This window comes from Mycolicibacterium fluoranthenivorans (genome assembly GCF_011758805.1).
GTDB lineage: Bacteria > Actinomycetota > Actinomycetes > Mycobacteriales > Mycobacteriaceae > Mycobacterium > Mycobacterium fluoranthenivorans.
Window position 1 is genome coordinate 1,626,310 of sequence record NZ_JAANOW010000001.1, and the last position, 14,936, is coordinate 1,641,245.

The following is a 14,936-nucleotide window of genomic DNA, read 5'->3' on the forward strand; positions in this document are numbered from 1 at the left end:
TGTGTGGTGAGTATCAGAATTGACTGGAAATTATTGCGGGACAACGCAATCGAGGTCTCCAAGGTCGCGTATGCGCCCTATTCGGGCTTCCCGGTCGGGGCTGCCGCTCTGGTCGATGACGGCAGAGTCATCCGCGGATGCAATGTGGAGAATGTCTCATATGGCCTAGGTCTCTGTGCGGAGTGCGCTGTGGTCTGCGTCCTGTTTTCCGGCGGCGGCGGACGGCTGGTCGCGCTCAGCTGCGTGGCCGCAGACGGGGCCCCGCTGATGCCGTGCGGACGGTGTCGCCAGGTGCTCTTCGAACACGGCGGACCCGACCTGCTGATCGACCATCCCGAGGGTCCGCGCCGGCTTGCCGAGCTGTTGCCCGACGCTTTCGGGCCTGCCGATTTGGAGCGTCATGTCTGACGCACGTCGTCACGGGTCGCATCTCGATGCGCGTCATCACGGGTCGCATCTCGATGCGCGTCATCACGGGTCGCATCTCGATGCTCCGTCCGTCATCCGGACGAAACGCGATGGCGGAATCCTCACCGACGCGGCCATCGACTGGGTGATCGACGGCTATACCCGCGGTCTGGTCGCCGACGAGCAGATGTCGGCCCTGCTGATGGCGATCTTCCTGCGCGGCATGACACCGGGCGAGATCACCCGTTGGACGGCTGCCATGGTCGCCTCGGGAGAGCGCTTCGACTTCACCGACCTGGGGCTGCCGCTGGTGGACAAGCATTCGACCGGTGGAGTGGGCGACAAGATCACCATTCCACTGGTACCGGTGGTACTGGCTTGTGGCGCAGCGGTTCCGCAGGCCGCCGGCCGTGGCCTCGGTCATACCGGCGGCACACTCGACAAACTGGAATCCATCGCCGGATTCACCCCCGAGCTGTCCAAAACCCAGATCCGCCAGCAGCTTTCCGAAATCGGCGCGGCCATCTTCGCCGCCGGGGATCTCGCCCCCGCCGACCGCAAGATCTACGCGCTGCGCGATATCACCGCCACCACCGAATCGCTGCCGCTGATCGCCAGTTCGGTGATGAGCAAGAAACTGGCCGAAGGTGCGCAATCGCTGGTGCTCGACGTCAAATCCGGCCGCGGCGCATTCCTCAAGACCGAGGCCGAGTCGCGAGAACTCGCCGCGACGATGGTGGCGCTGGGCAATTCCTACGGGGTGCCGACCCGGGCGCTGCTCACCGATATGAACCGTCCGCTCGGCTACACGGTGGGCAATTCGGTGGAGGTCGCCGAGTCGCTGGAGGTGCTCGCCGGCGGCGGGCCAGCCGACGTGGTCGAGCTGACGCTCGCCCTGGCCGCCGAGATGCTCGACGCCGCCGGGGTGGATGGCGTGGACCCCGCGCAGACGCTGCGTGACGGCACGGCGATGGACCGCTTCCGTCGTCTGATCGCGGCCCAAGGTGGTGACCTCAGCAGGCCGCTGCCCATCGGGGCGCACAACGAGACCGTCACCGCTGCCGCCGGCGGGGTGATGGGTGACATCGACGCGATGGCGGTGGCGATGGCGGCGTGGCGGCTGGGGGCCGGCCGAGCCGCGCCCGGGCACCCGGTGCAACTGGGCGCTGGGGTGCGTATTCACCGCCGGCCCGGCGAGCCCGTCGCTGCCGGCGAGACGTTGTTCACGCTCTACACCGATACCCCGGAGCGGTTGGGTGCGGCGCTGGGTGAACTCGACGGCGGATGGTCGGTCGGCGCCGCGGCGCCGGACCTGGGCCCGCTGGTCATCGATCACCTCGGGTAGCGCGCCAGAGCGCCACCGAGGGCCGGGCCAGCCACAGGCACAGCACGAGGTTGTACAGCGCCAGACCCCCGTAGAGCGCGGTGTCGCGCGGATCGAACCCGAGGACCCCGGGGACGTGCCGGGCCACTTCGACCGCGCAGATCACGGTGAGCACCGTCCAGCCCGCGGTCGCGACCACGGTGAAGACGATCGTGGACCGGCGCCCGAGACAGGCGAGAACGGCGAGCGCCCCCACGGTCAGCAGCAGGCCTCCGTGCAAGGGGGTGACCAGCAGCCCGGCCAGCGGGGTGCCCTCCGGGCCCAACCGCAGACTGTCCTTCGACCAGGCCAGCCCGACACCGCCCAGCACGCCGATGGCCAGTCCCTGGCACACCAACGCGACATGCGCGACCTTGAAGCGGGTGATCGCATGGTCGGGCGCGGGCACCACCGTGTGGCGGATGGCGTTCCTCTGCTCGAGCACACCGAACAGTCTGCCGCCGGGAGCCCCACCGCGGTTGGCGCGCAGGCTGATTGGCAGACGATCCGGTCATGGCTCACAGCGAATTCACTGGAACGGGAAGCGGCCGGCGCGACCCCGGACGGCGGTAGTCTCACCGCTGATGAACCGGCGAGTGCGGCACCTGTTCGCGGTGGGAGCCGCGACGGTACTGCTGACGACCGGTTGCGACGCGCCGCCGCCCCCTACCACGCCGATCACGGTGTACGCGGCATCGTCGCTGATCGGGAGCTTCACCGCGATCGGCAAGGAGTTCCAGATGCAGAACCCCGGATACTCGGTGGAGTTCATCTTCGCGGACTCGGCGGATCTCGTCGGCGCGATCACCGACGGCGCCACACCCGATGTCTTCGCCTCCGGCGACCGGGCCGACGTCACCGCGCTGGCGGAGGCGGGAACCGCGCCGGTGCCCTTCGCCGCCAACGATCTGGTCATCGCCACCGCCGTGGGCAACCCCAGGAACATCACCACTTTGGCCGATCTCGCCCGGCCCGGCCTGCGGGTGGCGGTGTGCACCGAACGCAGCGCGTGCGGGACGGCACTCGACGCCGCGGAGGCCCGTGACAAGGTCCGGCTGCAGCCGCGCAGCGCCGACGACACACCCGGAAATGTCCTCAAAGCCGTCGCGAGCGGACAGATGGACGCGGGCGTCGTCTTGCGGACGCACGCCCTGGGCGCCGGGGACGGTGTGTCATGGTTCGCGGTGCCAGGCGCCGCCGTCACGTCGTGGGTCACCGTCATCAAGGGCACCGACCGTGCACATGAGGCGGCGCAGTTCGTCGCGGCGCTCACCGGTGAGGGCGGCAGGAAGATCCTGGCCGCGAACGGTTTCGTATCGCCGGTCACGCGCGCTGCGGGCTGAGCGGACAGCTTGCCGTCAACCGAACATTTGGGGACGGCGCGGGCGATCAGCGCGCCTGGGCCGCCATCGGCGAGCAAAATGGACAGATGAATACGCCGCTGACCCTCGATCTGATCACGCAGGCTCCCAAGGCGTTGTTGCACGACCACCTCGACGGCGGTCTGCGACCGGGAACGGTGGTGGAGCTCGCCGACCAGTTCGGCTACGACGACCTGCCCGCCACCGACGTCGACGAACTCGCCACGTTCTTCCGTACCGCGGCGCACAGCGGCTCCCTCGTCCGTTACCTGGAGCCGTTCGCCCATACCGTCGGCGTCATGCAGACCCCGGAGGCGTTGCACAGGGTCGCCTATGAGGCTGTCGAGGATCTCGCCGAGGACAACGTCGTGTACGCCGAGGTCCGCTTCGCCCCCGAACTACACATCGACCGTGGGTTGTCCCTGGACGCTGTCGTCGAGGCGGTGCTCGACGGGTTCGCCGACGGCGAGAAGGCCGCCGCCAGCGCCGGCCGGACCATCGTGGTGCGCTGCCTGGTGACCGCGATGCGACATGCCGCCCGGTCCCGCGAGATCGCCGAACTCGCCATCCGGTTCCGCGATCGCGGCGTCGTCGGCTTCGATATCGCCGGTGCCGAGGCCGGGTACCCGCCCAGCCGTCACCTCGACGCCTTCGAGTACATGCGAAGCAACAACGCGCGGTTCACCATTCACGCCGGCGAAGCCTTCGGGCTGCCGTCCATCCACGAGGCCCTCGCATTCTGCGGGGCCGACCGGCTGGGCCATGGGGTACGCATCGTCGACGACATCACGGTGGGGCCGGACGACACCGCGAGGCTGGGCCGGTTGGCGGCGCTCTTGCGGGACAAGCGAATTCCATTGGAGCTGTGTCCCAGCTCCAATGTGCAGACCGGTGCGGTGGACAGCATCGCCGAGCACCCGTTCGACCTGCTGGCCCGATTGCGCTTCCGGGTCACGGTGAACACCGACAATCGCCTGATGAGCGATACCACCATGAGCCAGGAGATGCTGAGGCTGGTCGAGGCGTTCGGTTACGGCTGGAGCGACCTGGAGCGGTTCACCATCAACGCGATGAAGTCCTCGTTCCTGCCGTTCGACGAGCGGCTGGCGCTGATCGACGGGGTGATCAAACCGCGGTATGCGGTGCTGATCGGCTGAGCGCTGCCCGCAGTGTGGTAGCGAATTCACCTGGTACGCCGAGGAACCCGCCGTGATCACCCGGGAACATGACCGGCTGTTCCCCGAGCAGCTCGGCGAGTCTGCGGGTGGTGGCGTCGGTGAGCAGGTGGCCCGACTCCGCGCCGAGTCCGACGACGATCCGCGTCGGACCGGCGGTCAGGGCCGCGATATCGGGGACATACCGCGTCGTGTGACGCAGTTCGTGGTCGAAGAACCGAGCCGACTCGGCCAGCTGGGTGGCGAGCTCCTCGGGTGGGGGCTCCAGGCCGGGCGGTGGGCCGGCGTTCGGATCGCTCACGTCGAAACCGGCGTTGGCCATGAATGCCGTCCACGCCGCCTGCGCCCCGTCCCGATGGAAGGTCGCGATGATCTCGTCGGTGGCGGCGCGCTGTGCGTCGGCGTCGGGCAGCAGTTCCAGCAGCGGCGGCTCGTGCGCGACCAGCGTGCGCACCCGGCCCGGGTGCCGGGTGACCAGGGCGAACCCGGTGACGGCGCCGCCGCTGGAACCGAAGACATCGGCGGACTCGGCGCCCAGCGCGTCGAGGATGGCGGCCACGTCGTCGGCACGCAGGTCCGGTGTCGCGTCCTGGCCGGGATCTTCCAGCCGGCTCCGGCCGTAGCCGCGCGGGTCATAGGTGACCACGGTGTGGTCGCCAGCCATGGCGTGCGCCAGTGCCAGGAAATCGGCAGCGCCCATCGGGGAACCGAGGACCAGGAGCAGCGGTCCGGTCCCGCGCACCTCGTAGTGCAGGCGGGCGCCGGGGATATCGAGCGAGCGGCAGACTAGTTCCTCAGCGGTCATGCCGGTATGGACCGGATGCCGCCGCGAAACTCATCGTCTCATTCCTGGCGCAGTCGCGATTCGACGAAGCTCTCCAGCTCTTCCCACTGTTCGACGGCCTTGGCGTACGGTCCCGAGGGCTTGGCCACACTGCCCGGTTCGATCAGGTAGGAGACCAGGGCGCCGAGCGGCTCTTTGCTGTCCAGCCGCTTGCTGACAATGGATTCCTCGGCGTAATCGCCGACGTCCCTGAGGAATTCGACGGCGAGGTCGAGCTGGTCGCGGTCCACCGCGTCAGGGCCGTCGGCGATGTCGTCGGCCAGCCCGGAGAGGACGTAGATGTTGTCGTCGGTGACGTCGACGCGCAGCGAGCCGTCGGTGGCCGCGGTCCGGATGATCTCGTAGGAGCTGTAGCCGGACAGGTCGCTCTCGTGCTCGTCGGCCAGGTAACGGGCCAGCGCGCGTTCTGAGTTGAAGACACTGATCCGGCCGTTGCGACCGAGGAACTTCGGCTCGTCGCCGACGTAGCAGCGCAGCGTGTACAGGGTGCCGCTGCTGGTCATGATGCGCACCGGATCGATGCCGACCTCGGTCCAGAAGTCCTCGTCGCTGCCGAGCACCTGGCGCTGGGCCTCGGCCTCCAGGGCGTCGCTCTCCTCGTCGGTGTCGACTTCGCCTTCGATCACCAGGTCGTCCTCGTCGTCGACGGTGAGGGCGTCCTCGTCCAGTTCGGGGGCGGGTTCGTCGAGCTCTTTCTGCGCCTTCGCGGCGGCCGCCTCGTCGACGTCCGGTGTGGTGACCAGTTCGTCGATGGTGTCGATGACCGACTGCCAGGACCGCCCGATGGCGGCCTCGATCTCGGTCCAGCGCTTGCGGCCGGCGCGACCGGCGAAGGCGTCCATGCCGCCGCCGATGGTGCCGAGCACGGGGTTGCCGTTGAACATCTTGGTGATGACCGGCAGGTCGCACACCGATCCGATGGCGGACACGATCGCCAAGGCCCGGTGCACGGACTCGACGGAGTCCTCGTTGGGCTTCTCGGCGACCAGTCCGGGCACCTCGATGAGGTCGTAGAGGTGATCCTCATCCGGGCTCAGCCGGTGCGCGTTGGCTTTGGTGAGCTTCTCCCAGGCCGGATGGTCGGTGAGATCGTTGTCCGAGTTGGTGCGCACGAAGGCGACCAGATCTGCCACCGATGCGAACGCGAAGAGGTCCTCGTCCTTGCCGAGGAGCGCCTCCCATTCGTCACCGGCATCGCGCCAGCGCGGTGCCCACAGGGTGTACAGGTCGCCATTGGTCAGTCCGAGCCGGACCGGCACGATGTCAGCCGCCATGGCGCACAGCGTAACGATGCCGGCTGGGGAGCCCGGTGGCACACCCGCTGCTCACCCGGTGGGCCGCCAGAATCCCTGGAATCCCTGCCCGGCGTTGGTGGTCCGGATCGCGGACAACTGGACCGGATCTCCCGCCTCGATCATCTGGCTACCGGACACGATCATCGCGACGTGACCATCCCATACCGCGAGGTCACCGGGCCGAAGCGAGCCGGCGTCGACGGGCCGGCCGATGTCTTGTTCCTGCGCGAGCCGAGGGATGTCCAGGCCCGCTTCGCGGTAGGCCCATTGGGTCAGCCCACTGCAGTCCAGTCCGGCGCCGGGAGTGGTACCGCCCCACTGATACGGCACACCCAGCTGTGTCAGCGCATGCCGTACGGCACTGGCCGCGACCGGATTCGGCGCGGTTGCGGTGCTGCCGTCGGGAAGTCGGACCGCCACGCCGGAACCGAAATCGGCCGGATTGCCGACAGCTGCGCCGCGGTGCCGGGTGACCGGCCGGGCCGCGGACAGCGCGCCGGTCAGCGCCGTCCCCAGCCCGGCGCCCACCGGTGCCGCCCCGGCGCCGGTGGGGATCGCTGCCGAGAAGCCCGACCCTGCCGGTATCGGCCCGGCGACCCCGCCTGGCGGTGGTGCCACCGAGGGCTGCGGAATGCCGTTGATCGTCGAGGTGTGCGTGTCCAGCTCCGCACGCAGGGCGTCGACCACCGCGGTGGCCTCCTGCACTGCGTGCCCCGCCTGGGCGGTCAGCTCGTCTGCGACCCCGGGAGCGTCGAGGTGCGGCTCCAGTGCGGACGCACGAGCCTCGAACTCGGCGATGATGTCCCGCAGCCGGGCGCGGGCCCGCGCGATGGCGTCGGCGACCATGCCGATGCCATCGGACAGCGCGCCGACCCGGTCGGCCAGGGAGCGCACGGTGCCGGCGGCCTCCGTGGTGTAGCGCGCCGCCGCCGTGCCGCCGTCGCCCGCCCAGAGGCCACCGTCCCACACCCGCGTGGTGGCGCCGGCCAAGGCGATCAACTGATCGCGCATCTCGGCGAGCATCGTCGACGGATGCGCCGCCGCGGACCAGCCCGGGCCGACCTGTGCCGCCAGCTCGTGCAGCGGCGCGGCCAGCGCGGTGACCAGTGCACTCGGCATCGTCAACCGCCGAAAGAGGACAGCGATTGCCCGACATGATGTTCGGAGTCGCGATAGGCCATCGCGGCGTGACCGGCCGTGGCGCCGGCGACCGCGAGATGATCGCCGAGTTGAGCGACCGCGCGCGTGGTATCGGCCACCGCTTCACGCAGCGCGGTGACCAGAGCGTCGGCGATGGGTCCGAACAAGGCGGGCGCCGTGTCGGCCACGGCAGGAAGCGCGGCGGCCAGCCCGGTGAGTTCGACGGCAGTGCCGGCCAGCGTCCTGCCGGCATGTGCGATCGCTGCGGTGTCGGCGTGCATGTGGGTTATGACGCAGGCCGGCGCGGTTCGGTTCCACTAATGTTCGCCGCATGGATGTCCGCATCGTTGACCACCCCTTGGCCGCCAGCCGGTTGACCACGCTGCGCGACGAGCGCACCGAGAATGCCGGCTTCCGGTCCGCATTGCGGGATCTCACCTTGATGCTGGTCTACGAGGCGACCAGGGATGCGAGCGCCGAACAGATCCGGGTCCGTACTCCGATGGCCGAAACCACCGGGTCCCGCCTGGCCAACCCGCCGCTGCTGGTGCCGGTGCTGCGGGCCGGGCTGGGCATGGTGGATCAGGCGCACGCACTGATCCCGGAGGCCCAGGTCGGCTTCGTCGGGGTGGCGCGGGACGAAGAGACGCATCAGCCCACGCCCTACTTGGCGTCGCTGCCCGAGGATCTGAGCACCCGTTCGGTGTTCGTCCTCGACCCGATGCTGGCCACCGGTGGCTCGATGGTGCACACGCTGGCCCTGCTACAGGATCGCGGTGCCACCGACATCACCGCGATCTGTGTGGTGTGCGCCCCCGAAGGAATCGCCGCTCTGGAAAAGGCCACCCCGGGTATCCGGTTGGTGACCGCCGCCATCGACGACGGACTCAACGAGATCGCCTATATCGTGCCCGGGCTCGGCGACGCCGGTGATCGGCAGTTCGGGCCGCGCTGACCCGTGCGGGTCACCACTGCCGCGCAGCGCTGACCAGTTCGCCGACCAGGGTCCGAGCGTCACTTCTCGACGCGCTCACGTCGTCGGTCGGGGCGCGGTGAACCTCGATGTAGGACTTGAGTTTCGGCTCGGTACCCGACGGACGCACCACCACCCGGATATCCGCTCCGGTCAACACCAGGGCGTCGGTGCGCTGCTGGCCCCGACGGTCCGACAGGTCCTCGACGGTCACCGGGATGCCGGCAAGGGTGGCAGGCGGATTCGCCCGTAGGGCGGCCATCGCCGCACCCGAGTCGTCGACACGGCGGGTCACCGCTGTCGTCATGTGCACACCGTGCCGACGGGCCAGATCGTCGAGGGCGTCGCGCACCGTGCGCCCCTGCGCACGCAGCGCGGCGACCAGATCGCACACCAGCACCGCCGCGCTGATACCGTCCTTGTCCCGCACCGCCTCCGGGTCGACACAATGCCCGATGGCCTCCTCGTACGCGTATATCAGTGCCGCGCCGGGTGCCGAAGCGCGGGCGAGCCATTTGAAACCGGTGAGCGTCTCGGCGTGCCGGGCCCCGCGGGACGCCGCGATGGCCGCCAGCATGCGTGAGGACACCACGGTGCTGGCGACCAGGGCGCGTGCGGGGTGGGCCTGCTCGGACAAGAGGTAATCGCCCAGTAGCCAACCGGTTTCGTCGCCGGTGAGCATGCGCCAGCCGCCTTCATCTGGTATGCCGACCGCGCACCGGTCGGCGTCGGGGTCCAGGGCGATGGCCACCTCGGCGCCGATATCGGCGGCCAGGGTCAACAGCAGGTCGGTGGCGCCCGGTTCCTCCGGGTTGGGAAACGCCACGGTGGGGAAGTCGGGATCGGGAGCGAACTGCGCTTCGACCACGTGTACGTCGTCGAACCCGGCCAAAGCCAAGGCATCCAGGGCGAATTCACCGCCCACGCCGTGCATGGGCGTCAGCGCCACCCGCACCGTGCCCGATGCGCGCCGCACTGACGCGGCCCGTTCCAGGTACGCGCGGAACAGATCCCGGCCGGACGGCTCGACCGGCAGGCGAGGGATCTCGGCGGCGTCCGGGGCGCGGGCGATCGCCGCCTCGATCTCCCGGTCGGTCGGCGAGATGATCTGCAGGCCGCCGTCGAGGTACACCTTGTAGCCGTTGTCGCCGGCTGGATTGTGCGATGCGGTGATCTGCACCCCGGCCGCGGCACCCAGGTGCCGCACGGCGAACGCCACCACCGGGGTGGGGGCGGGCACCGTCAGGGCGACCACCGTGAACCCCTGGGCGGCAAGCACTTCTGCTGTTGCCGTGGCGAATTCGGCGGAGTGGTGCCGGGCGTCGCGGCCGACCACCACGGTGGATCCGCCCAGGCTGGGGGTACCTCCCGCTTGCGGGGGACGGTCCTTGAGGACCTGCGCCAGCGCCCACGTCGCGCGGGTGACGGTGCCGACATTCATCGCATCGGCGCCGTCGCGCATCGGACCGCGCAGGCCGGCCGTGCCGAACGCCAGTGTCTTTTCGGTCGGGCGCTTCTCCGTCATGCGCTGATTGTGCCCGTCGCGCGAGCGTCGGCGTCGGCGAGCTTGCGCAGTACCGGGGCCACCAGCATCAGCAGATCGAACTCGAGCTCGCTGAGGGTGTCGCGCATGGTGGCCTGCAGCCAGGCGTCGCGTTCGGCTCGGTCGGCGTCCAGCAGCGCCGAGCCGGCCGGCGTGAGCTCGATCAGCTGACGCCGTCGGTCGTGGTCGTCGGCACGGCGGGACGCCAGTCCGCGGCTCACCAGGTCGTTGATGCCGTCGGTCAGCGATTGCACCCGCACGTGCAGCCGGGCGCCCAATTCGGCGGGAGTGGTGGAACCGGCGCGGCTGACCTCGCCGAGCAGTTCCAGCTGGCCGCGGGTGAGGCCGTGATCGGGCCGGTGTCGGCGCATCTGCCGGGTCACCGCCATCATCGATTCCCGCAGCTCGGTCGCGGCGGACGTGTCATTCGAACCCATATGGCAAGTTTAACCTTGGTATTTGAACACTGTCACTCAAGTTGAATGTCAGGAAAGACAAGTTCATACTTGATATAGAGATGAAGAGATTCGGTAGGTGGGTGTTGTTGCTGGCGGCCAGCGTGGCCGTCACGGTCCCGCTCACCCTGGCCGGAGTGCCGTCGGCGGCCCTGTTCGCGGCACTGGTGGTCGGCATCGCCCTGGCCCTGTGTTCGTTCGCGCCGGCAGGCGTACCCCGCCGCGCCGGCATGGCGGCCCAAGGTGTGCTCGGCGTCTACATCGGCACCATGGTGTCCGAGGATGCCGTCGGCACGCTCGGGCCGCACTGGTTGCCGGTGCTGGGTGTCGCGCTGGTCACGCTGATGCTCTCGGTGCTCGCCGGTGCCCTGCTCGGTGTGCACCGTGACGTCACCCCGCTGACCGGATCGCTGGCGTTGGTCGCCGGCGGCGCATCCGGTCTGGTGGCCATCGCCCGCGAACTCGGCGGTGACGATCGGGTGGTGTCGGTGGTGCAGTACCTGCGGGTGGCGCTGGTGACGGCGTCGATGCCGGTGGTGGTCACGCTCGTCTACCACGCCGACAAGTCCCATGCCCGTTCCGGTGTGGCCGGCGAATCACCATCGGCACCTTGGTATCTCAGCGTCGGCCTGCTCATCGTGCTGATCGTCGTCGGTGCCACCGCGGGCAAGCTGGTGCGCTTGCCCGGCGCGGGATTGCTCGGGCCGCTGGCGCTCACGGTGGCTTGGCAGCTCAGCGGTCTGTCGTTCGGCCTCACCGTGCCTGATCTGCTGGTCCAGGTCGCGTATCTGGTGATCGGCTGGCAGGCGGGTCTGGCGTTCACGCGCGACTCCCTGCGCGCGGTCGCCCGCATCCTGCCGTGGGCGCTGGCGCTGATCGTGGTGCTCGGCGTCGCCACCGCCGGCCTCGGTGTCGCGCTGGCTCATTTCGCCGGGCTGACCCCGCTGGAGGGCTACCTGGCCACCAGCCCGGGCGGGGTGTACGCCGTCCTGGCCACTGCCGTCGAGACCGGCTCCAACGTCACGTTCATCATCGCCGCGCAAGTGGTGCGCATCCTGCTGATGCTGTTCGCCGCACCCCTGCTGGCCCGGCTACTGGCCCGGTTCACCACCCAGCGGCGGGGGTTGCGGCCGCAGCCGCTGGAAGCCGCAACCGCCGGCTAGAGACGCGCGATCACCGCGGCCAGCAGCGCGCCCATCCGCGTCGCGGACTGACGGCCGGCTTCGAGCACCTCCGCGTGGGACAACGGCTGGCCCGTCATCCCCGCGGCCAGGTTTGTCACCAGCGATACGCCCAGTACCTGCGCGCCCGCCGCGCGCGCCGCGATCGTCTCGTGCACCGTGGACATCCCGACCAGGTCGGCACCGAGGGTGCGCAGCATCCGGATCTCCGCGGGCGTCTCGTAATGCGGGCCGGGCAGCCCGGCGTAGACGCCCTCGGTGAGGGTCGGGTCGATCTCTCGGGCGATGGCCCGCAGCCGTGGCGCATAGGCGTCGACCAGATCGACGAACTGCGCCCCGATCAGCGGTGACCGTGCCGTCAGGTTCAGGTGATCGCTGATCAGGACCGGTTCCCCGACGTGGTGGTCGGCACGCAGCCCGCCCGCGGCATTGGTGAGCACGACGGTGCGCACCCCGGTCGCGCATGCGGTGCGCACCGGGTGCACGACGTGCCGCAGATCGTGGCCCTCGTACGCGTGGATGCGGCCCACCAGGACCAGGACGTGGTGGGTGCCGACGCGCAGCGACAACACCTGGCCGCCGTGTCCGGCCGCGGTCGGCGGGGTGAAGCCGGGCAGGTCGGCCATCGCGATGGTGGCGTCGGGCGTCCCGAGTTGCCCGACGGCCGGCGCCCAGCCGGACCCCAGCACCACGGCGACGTCGTGCGCGTCGACACCGGTGCGGTCCCGGATCACTTCGGCGGCGGCATCGGCTGAGCGCTGCGGATCGGTCACGAATGAGATACTGCCAGGATGCCCACGGTCGCCGCGTTGTCGAGTGTCGAGGATGTCGTCAACCGGCGTCGCGGGGATCTGATCGAGCTGTCCCATGCGATCCACTCCGAGCCCGAGCTGGCGTTCGAAGAACATCGCAGTTGCGCCAAGACCCAGGCACTCGCCGCAGAACGCGGGTTCACGGTGACGGCGGCGCCCGCAGGATTGACGACTGCGTTTCGCGCCGAGTACGGCAGCGGGCCGCTGGTCATCGGGATCTGCGCCGAATACGACGCGCTGCCGGGAATCGGGCACGCGTGCGGGCACAACATCATCGCCGCCTCCGCCGTCGGCACCGCGCTGGCGCTGGCCGAGGTGGCCGACGAGCTCGGGCTGACCGTCGTCCTGCTGGGTACCCCCGCCGAGGAGACCGGTGGTGGAAAAGCCCTGCTGCTCAAGGCCGGAACCTTCGACGACATCGCGGCGACGGTGATGCTGCATCCCGGTCCGGTCGATATCGCCGCCGCCCGCTCCCTGGCGCTGTCGGAGGTGGCCGTCGAATACACCGGCCGCGAATCGCACGCCGCGGTCGCGCCGTACCTGGGGATCAACGCCGCCGACGCGCTCACCGTCGCGCAGGTGGCGATCGGGCTGTTGCGCCAGCAGCTGGCCCCCGGGCAGATGGTGCACGGCCTGGTCACCGAGGGCGGCCAGGCCAGCAACATCATTCCCGCGCACACCGAGCTGCGGTACACCATGCGCGCGACCACCATGGCATCGCTGCACGAACTGGAGGAACGGATGGCCGGGTGTTTCGCGGCCGGCGCGGTGGCCACCGGCTGTGGGCACACCGTCGCCGAGACCGCCCCGCCCTATGACGCGCTGGCGCCGGATGCGTTCCTGTCCGAGGTGTTTCGCGCCGAGATGCTGCGGTTCGGGCGCACCCCGGTGACCAAGGAGCTGGAGGTGGCGCTGCCGCTGGGCAGTACCGATATGGGCAACGTCACACAGGTGATGCCGGGCATCCATCCGGTGATCGGGGTGGACGCCGGCGGTGCGTCGATCCACCAACCCGAGTTCACGGTGGCCGCGGCGAGCCCATCTGCCGACAAGGCCGTCACCGAAGGCGCAATCATGTTGGCCCGCACCGTGGTTGCGCTGGCGCAGGATGCCGGCGAACGAGACCGGGTGTTGGCCGCCCAGACCCGGCGGAGGGAGTCATGACGCTGCGCGAGCACACCGACGCGTGGTTGACGGCCCACCACGAGGACCTGGTGGCCTGGCGCCGCCACATCCATACCCACCCCGAGCTCGGCCGGCAGGAGTTCGCCACCACCGAGTTCGTCGCCAACCTGTTGGCCGATGCCGGGCTCAACCCCAAGGTGCTACCCGGTGGCACCGGACTGACGTGTGATTTCGGTCCCGACGACGGACCCCGGGTGGCGTTGCGCGCCGATATGGACGCGCTGCCGATGGCCGAACGCACGGGTCTGCCGTTCTCCTCGGCGGTGCCCGGGGTGGCGCACGCGTGTGGGCACGACGCGCACACCGCGGTACTGGTCGGCGCGGCGCTGGCGCTGGCGTCGGCGCCCGAGCTTCCGACCGGCGTGCGGTTGATCTTCCAGCCGGCCGAGGAGCTGATGCCCGGCGGCGCGATCGATGCCGTGGCCGCCGGTGCGGTGTCCGGGGTTTCGCGGATCTTCGCGCTGCACTGCGATCCGCGACTGGAGGTCGGCAAGGTGGCCACCCGCCCCGGACCGATCACCTCGGCCGCCGATTCGATCGAGATCACCCTGCACTCGCCGGGGGGACACACCTCGCGACCGCACCTGACCGGGGATCTGGTGTACGCGCTGGGCATGCTGATCACCGGGGTGCCGGGTGTGCTGTCGCGACGCATCGATCCGCGGCTGAGCACCGTCATGGTGTGGGGCGCGGTGAACGCGGGAGTGGCGGCCAACGCCATCCCGCAGACCGGGACGTTGGCGGGCACCGTCCGCACCGCCAGCCGGGAGACCTGGCTGACGCTGGAATCTCTTGTCCAGGAGGCGGTGTCGTCGATCTTGGGTCCATTGAAGGTCGAGCATGCGGTGAACTACCGGCGCGGCGTGCCGCCGGTGGTCAACGAGGAGACCTCCACCCGCATCCTCACCCACGCCATCGAGGCGCTGGGCCCGGACGCGCTGGCCGATACGCACCAGTCCGGTGGCGGCGAGGACTTCTCCTGGTATCTGGAAGAGGTGCCCGGTGCGATGGCCCGGCTCGGGGTCTGGTCGGGCCGCGGGCCGCAGCTGGATCTGCACCAGCCCACGTTCGACCTCGACGAGCGGGCGCTGGCGGTCGGGGTGCGGGTGATGGTGAACCTGGTGCAGTACTCGGCCTAGCGTCTGCTGCGCGAGCGTGCGTGTCTGCACACCGACACGCCGCAACTCCTGGCAGTCAGCGC

The 14,936-nt window shown here is 69.8% G+C and carries 15 protein-coding genes and 1 pseudogene; 8 read left to right on the top strand and 8 right to left on the bottom strand.

Annotated features, from left to right (window positions below; genetic code table 11):
• Window positions 1-6 precede the first annotated feature (6 nt).
• Both FHU31_RS08010 and FHU31_RS08015 read left to right on the top strand, forming a co-directional pair.
• A complete protein-coding gene (locus FHU31_RS08010) occupies window positions 7-408 on the top strand; it encodes a cytidine deaminase (RefSeq protein WP_409371206.1) in 402 nt (133 codons plus the stop codon).
• A complete protein-coding gene (locus FHU31_RS08015) occupies window positions 401-1,753 on the top strand; it encodes a thymidine phosphorylase (RefSeq protein ID WP_167157268.1) in 1,353 nt (450 codons plus the stop codon). The genes FHU31_RS08010 and FHU31_RS08015 overlap by 8 nt, the downstream gene beginning before the upstream one ends.
• On the opposite strand, the gene FHU31_RS08020 is transcribed toward FHU31_RS08015, so the two are convergent.
• The gene (locus FHU31_RS08020) at window positions 1,734-2,216 is read right to left on the bottom strand and encodes a hypothetical protein (RefSeq protein ID WP_167157270.1); all 483 of its coding nucleotides are present in this window, start codon (window positions 2,214-2,216) and stop codon (window positions 1,734-1,736) included. The two genes, FHU31_RS08015 and FHU31_RS08020, sit on opposite strands and share 20 nt — an antisense overlap.
• A gap of 139 nt (window positions 2,217-2,355) precedes the next feature.
• On the opposite strand from FHU31_RS08020, the gene FHU31_RS08025 reads away from it, so the two are divergent.
• On the top strand, window positions 2,356-3,114 hold the full coding sequence (locus FHU31_RS08025) for an extracellular solute-binding protein (protein ID WP_167157272.1): 759 nt from the start codon (window positions 2,356-2,358) through the stop codon (window positions 3,112-3,114).
• 86 nt (window positions 3,115-3,200) lie between these two features.
• Entirely contained in the window at window positions 3,201-4,289 is a 1,089-nt protein-coding gene (locus FHU31_RS08030; protein WP_167157274.1) for an adenosine deaminase, read from the top strand.
• Here FHU31_RS08030 and FHU31_RS08035 read toward each other — a convergent pair.
• The 4 genes from FHU31_RS08035 to FHU31_RS08050 are packed head-to-tail and all read right to left on the bottom strand — an operon-like array spanning window position 4,258 to window position 7,867.
• Entirely contained in the window at window positions 4,258-5,112 is an 855-nt protein-coding gene (locus tag FHU31_RS08035; RefSeq protein WP_167157276.1) for an alpha/beta fold hydrolase, read from the bottom strand. The genes FHU31_RS08030 and FHU31_RS08035 overlap by 32 nt on opposite strands.
• 38 nt (window positions 5,113-5,150) lie before the next feature.
• The gene (gene satS / locus FHU31_RS08040; RefSeq protein ID WP_167157278.1) at window positions 5,151-6,425 is read right to left on the bottom strand and encodes a protein export chaperone SatS; all 1,275 of its coding nucleotides are present in this window, start codon (window positions 6,423-6,425) and stop codon (window positions 5,151-5,153) included.
• Between the two features lie 51 nt (window positions 6,426-6,476).
• Entirely contained in the window at window positions 6,477-7,565 is a 1,089-nt protein-coding gene (locus FHU31_RS08045) for a C40 family peptidase (RefSeq protein ID WP_167157280.1), read from the bottom strand.
• Window positions 7,566-7,567: 2 nt separating this feature from the next.
• A complete protein-coding gene (locus tag FHU31_RS08050; RefSeq protein ID WP_167157282.1) occupies window positions 7,568-7,867 on the bottom strand; it encodes a hypothetical protein in 300 nt (99 codons plus the stop codon).
• Between the two features lie 50 nt (window positions 7,868-7,917).
• On the opposite strand from FHU31_RS08050, the gene upp reads away from it, so the two are divergent.
• Window positions 7,918-8,541, top strand: coding sequence for a uracil phosphoribosyltransferase (gene upp, locus FHU31_RS08055; protein ID WP_167157284.1), 624 nt, complete (start codon window positions 7,918-7,920; stop codon window positions 8,539-8,541).
• A 10-nt stretch (window positions 8,542-8,551) separates the two neighbouring features.
• Here the strand turns inward: upp and FHU31_RS08060 are convergent.
• Both FHU31_RS08060 and FHU31_RS08065 read right to left on the bottom strand, forming a co-directional pair.
• Window positions 8,552-10,126: pseudogene (locus FHU31_RS08060) on the bottom strand (phospho-sugar mutase); the annotation flags it as partial.
• Window positions 10,081-10,539, bottom strand: a complete 459-nt coding sequence (locus FHU31_RS08065) for a MarR family winged helix-turn-helix transcriptional regulator (protein WP_167157288.1) — start codon at window positions 10,537-10,539, stop codon at window positions 10,081-10,083. The gene FHU31_RS08065 and the pseudogene FHU31_RS08060, both read right to left, overlap by 46 nt.
• A gap of 80 nt (window positions 10,540-10,619) precedes the next feature.
• Here FHU31_RS08065 and FHU31_RS08070 point away from each other — a divergent pair, with 80 nt between their 5' ends.
• Entirely contained in the window at window positions 10,620-11,720 is a 1,101-nt protein-coding gene (locus FHU31_RS08070) for an AbrB family protein (protein WP_167157290.1), read from the top strand.
• On the opposite strand, the gene FHU31_RS08075 is transcribed toward FHU31_RS08070, so the two are convergent.
• Window positions 11,717-12,511 carry a purine-nucleoside phosphorylase gene (locus FHU31_RS08075; protein ID WP_167157292.1) on the bottom strand — a complete coding sequence of 265 codons (795 nt, stop codon included), beginning with the start codon at window positions 12,509-12,511 and terminating at the stop codon, window positions 11,717-11,719. The two genes, FHU31_RS08070 and FHU31_RS08075, sit on opposite strands and share 4 nt — an antisense overlap.
• Before the next feature lie 18 nt (window positions 12,512-12,529).
• Here FHU31_RS08075 and FHU31_RS08080 point away from each other — a divergent pair, with 18 nt between their 5' ends.
• On the top strand, window positions 12,530-13,714 hold the full coding sequence (locus FHU31_RS08080; protein WP_167157294.1) for a M20 family metallopeptidase: 1,185 nt from the start codon (window positions 12,530-12,532) through the stop codon (window positions 13,712-13,714).
• Window positions 13,711-14,874, top strand: coding sequence for a M20 family metallopeptidase (locus FHU31_RS08085; RefSeq protein ID WP_167157296.1), 1,164 nt, complete (start codon window positions 13,711-13,713; stop codon window positions 14,872-14,874). Before FHU31_RS08080 ends, FHU31_RS08085 begins: the two co-directional genes overlap by 4 nt.
• Window positions 14,875-14,936 lie beyond the last annotated feature (62 nt).

What these genes read in the sequence shown, in the direction of transcription:
- FHU31_RS08015 (WP_167157268.1), top strand. Translation starts at nt 401, where the DNA reads ATGTCTGACGCACGTCGTCACGGGTCGCATCTCGATGCGCGTCATCAC.
- FHU31_RS08025 (WP_167157272.1), top strand. Translation starts at nt 2,356, where the DNA reads ATGAACCGGCGAGTGCGGCACCTGTTCGCGGTGGGAGCCGCGACGGTA.
- FHU31_RS08030 (WP_167157274.1), top strand. Translation starts at nt 3,201, where the DNA reads ATGAATACGCCGCTGACCCTCGATCTGATCACGCAGGCTCCCAAGGCG.
- FHU31_RS08035 (WP_167157276.1), bottom strand. Translation starts at nt 5,112, where the DNA reads ATGACCGCTGAGGAACTAGTCTGCCGCTCGCTCGATATCCCCGGCGCC.
- satS (WP_167157278.1), bottom strand. Translation starts at nt 6,425, where the DNA reads ATGGCGGCTGACATCGTGCCGGTCCGGCTCGGACTGACCAATGGCGAC.
- FHU31_RS08045 (WP_167157280.1), bottom strand. Translation starts at nt 7,565, where the DNA reads ATGCCGAGTGCACTGGTCACCGCGCTGGCCGCGCCGCTGCACGAGCTG.
- FHU31_RS08050 (WP_167157282.1), bottom strand. Translation starts at nt 7,867, where the DNA reads ATGCACGCCGACACCGCAGCGATCGCACATGCCGGCAGGACGCTGGCC.
- upp (WP_167157284.1), top strand. Translation starts at nt 7,918, where the DNA reads ATGGATGTCCGCATCGTTGACCACCCCTTGGCCGCCAGCCGGTTGACC.
- FHU31_RS08065 (WP_167157288.1), bottom strand. Translation starts at nt 10,539, where the DNA reads ATGGGTTCGAATGACACGTCCGCCGCGACCGAGCTGCGGGAATCGATG.
- FHU31_RS08070 (WP_167157290.1), top strand. Translation starts at nt 10,620, where the DNA reads ATGAAGAGATTCGGTAGGTGGGTGTTGTTGCTGGCGGCCAGCGTGGCC.
- FHU31_RS08080 (WP_167157294.1), top strand. Translation starts at nt 12,530, where the DNA reads ATGCCCACGGTCGCCGCGTTGTCGAGTGTCGAGGATGTCGTCAACCGG.
- FHU31_RS08085 (WP_167157296.1), top strand. Translation starts at nt 13,711, where the DNA reads ATGACGCTGCGCGAGCACACCGACGCGTGGTTGACGGCCCACCACGAG.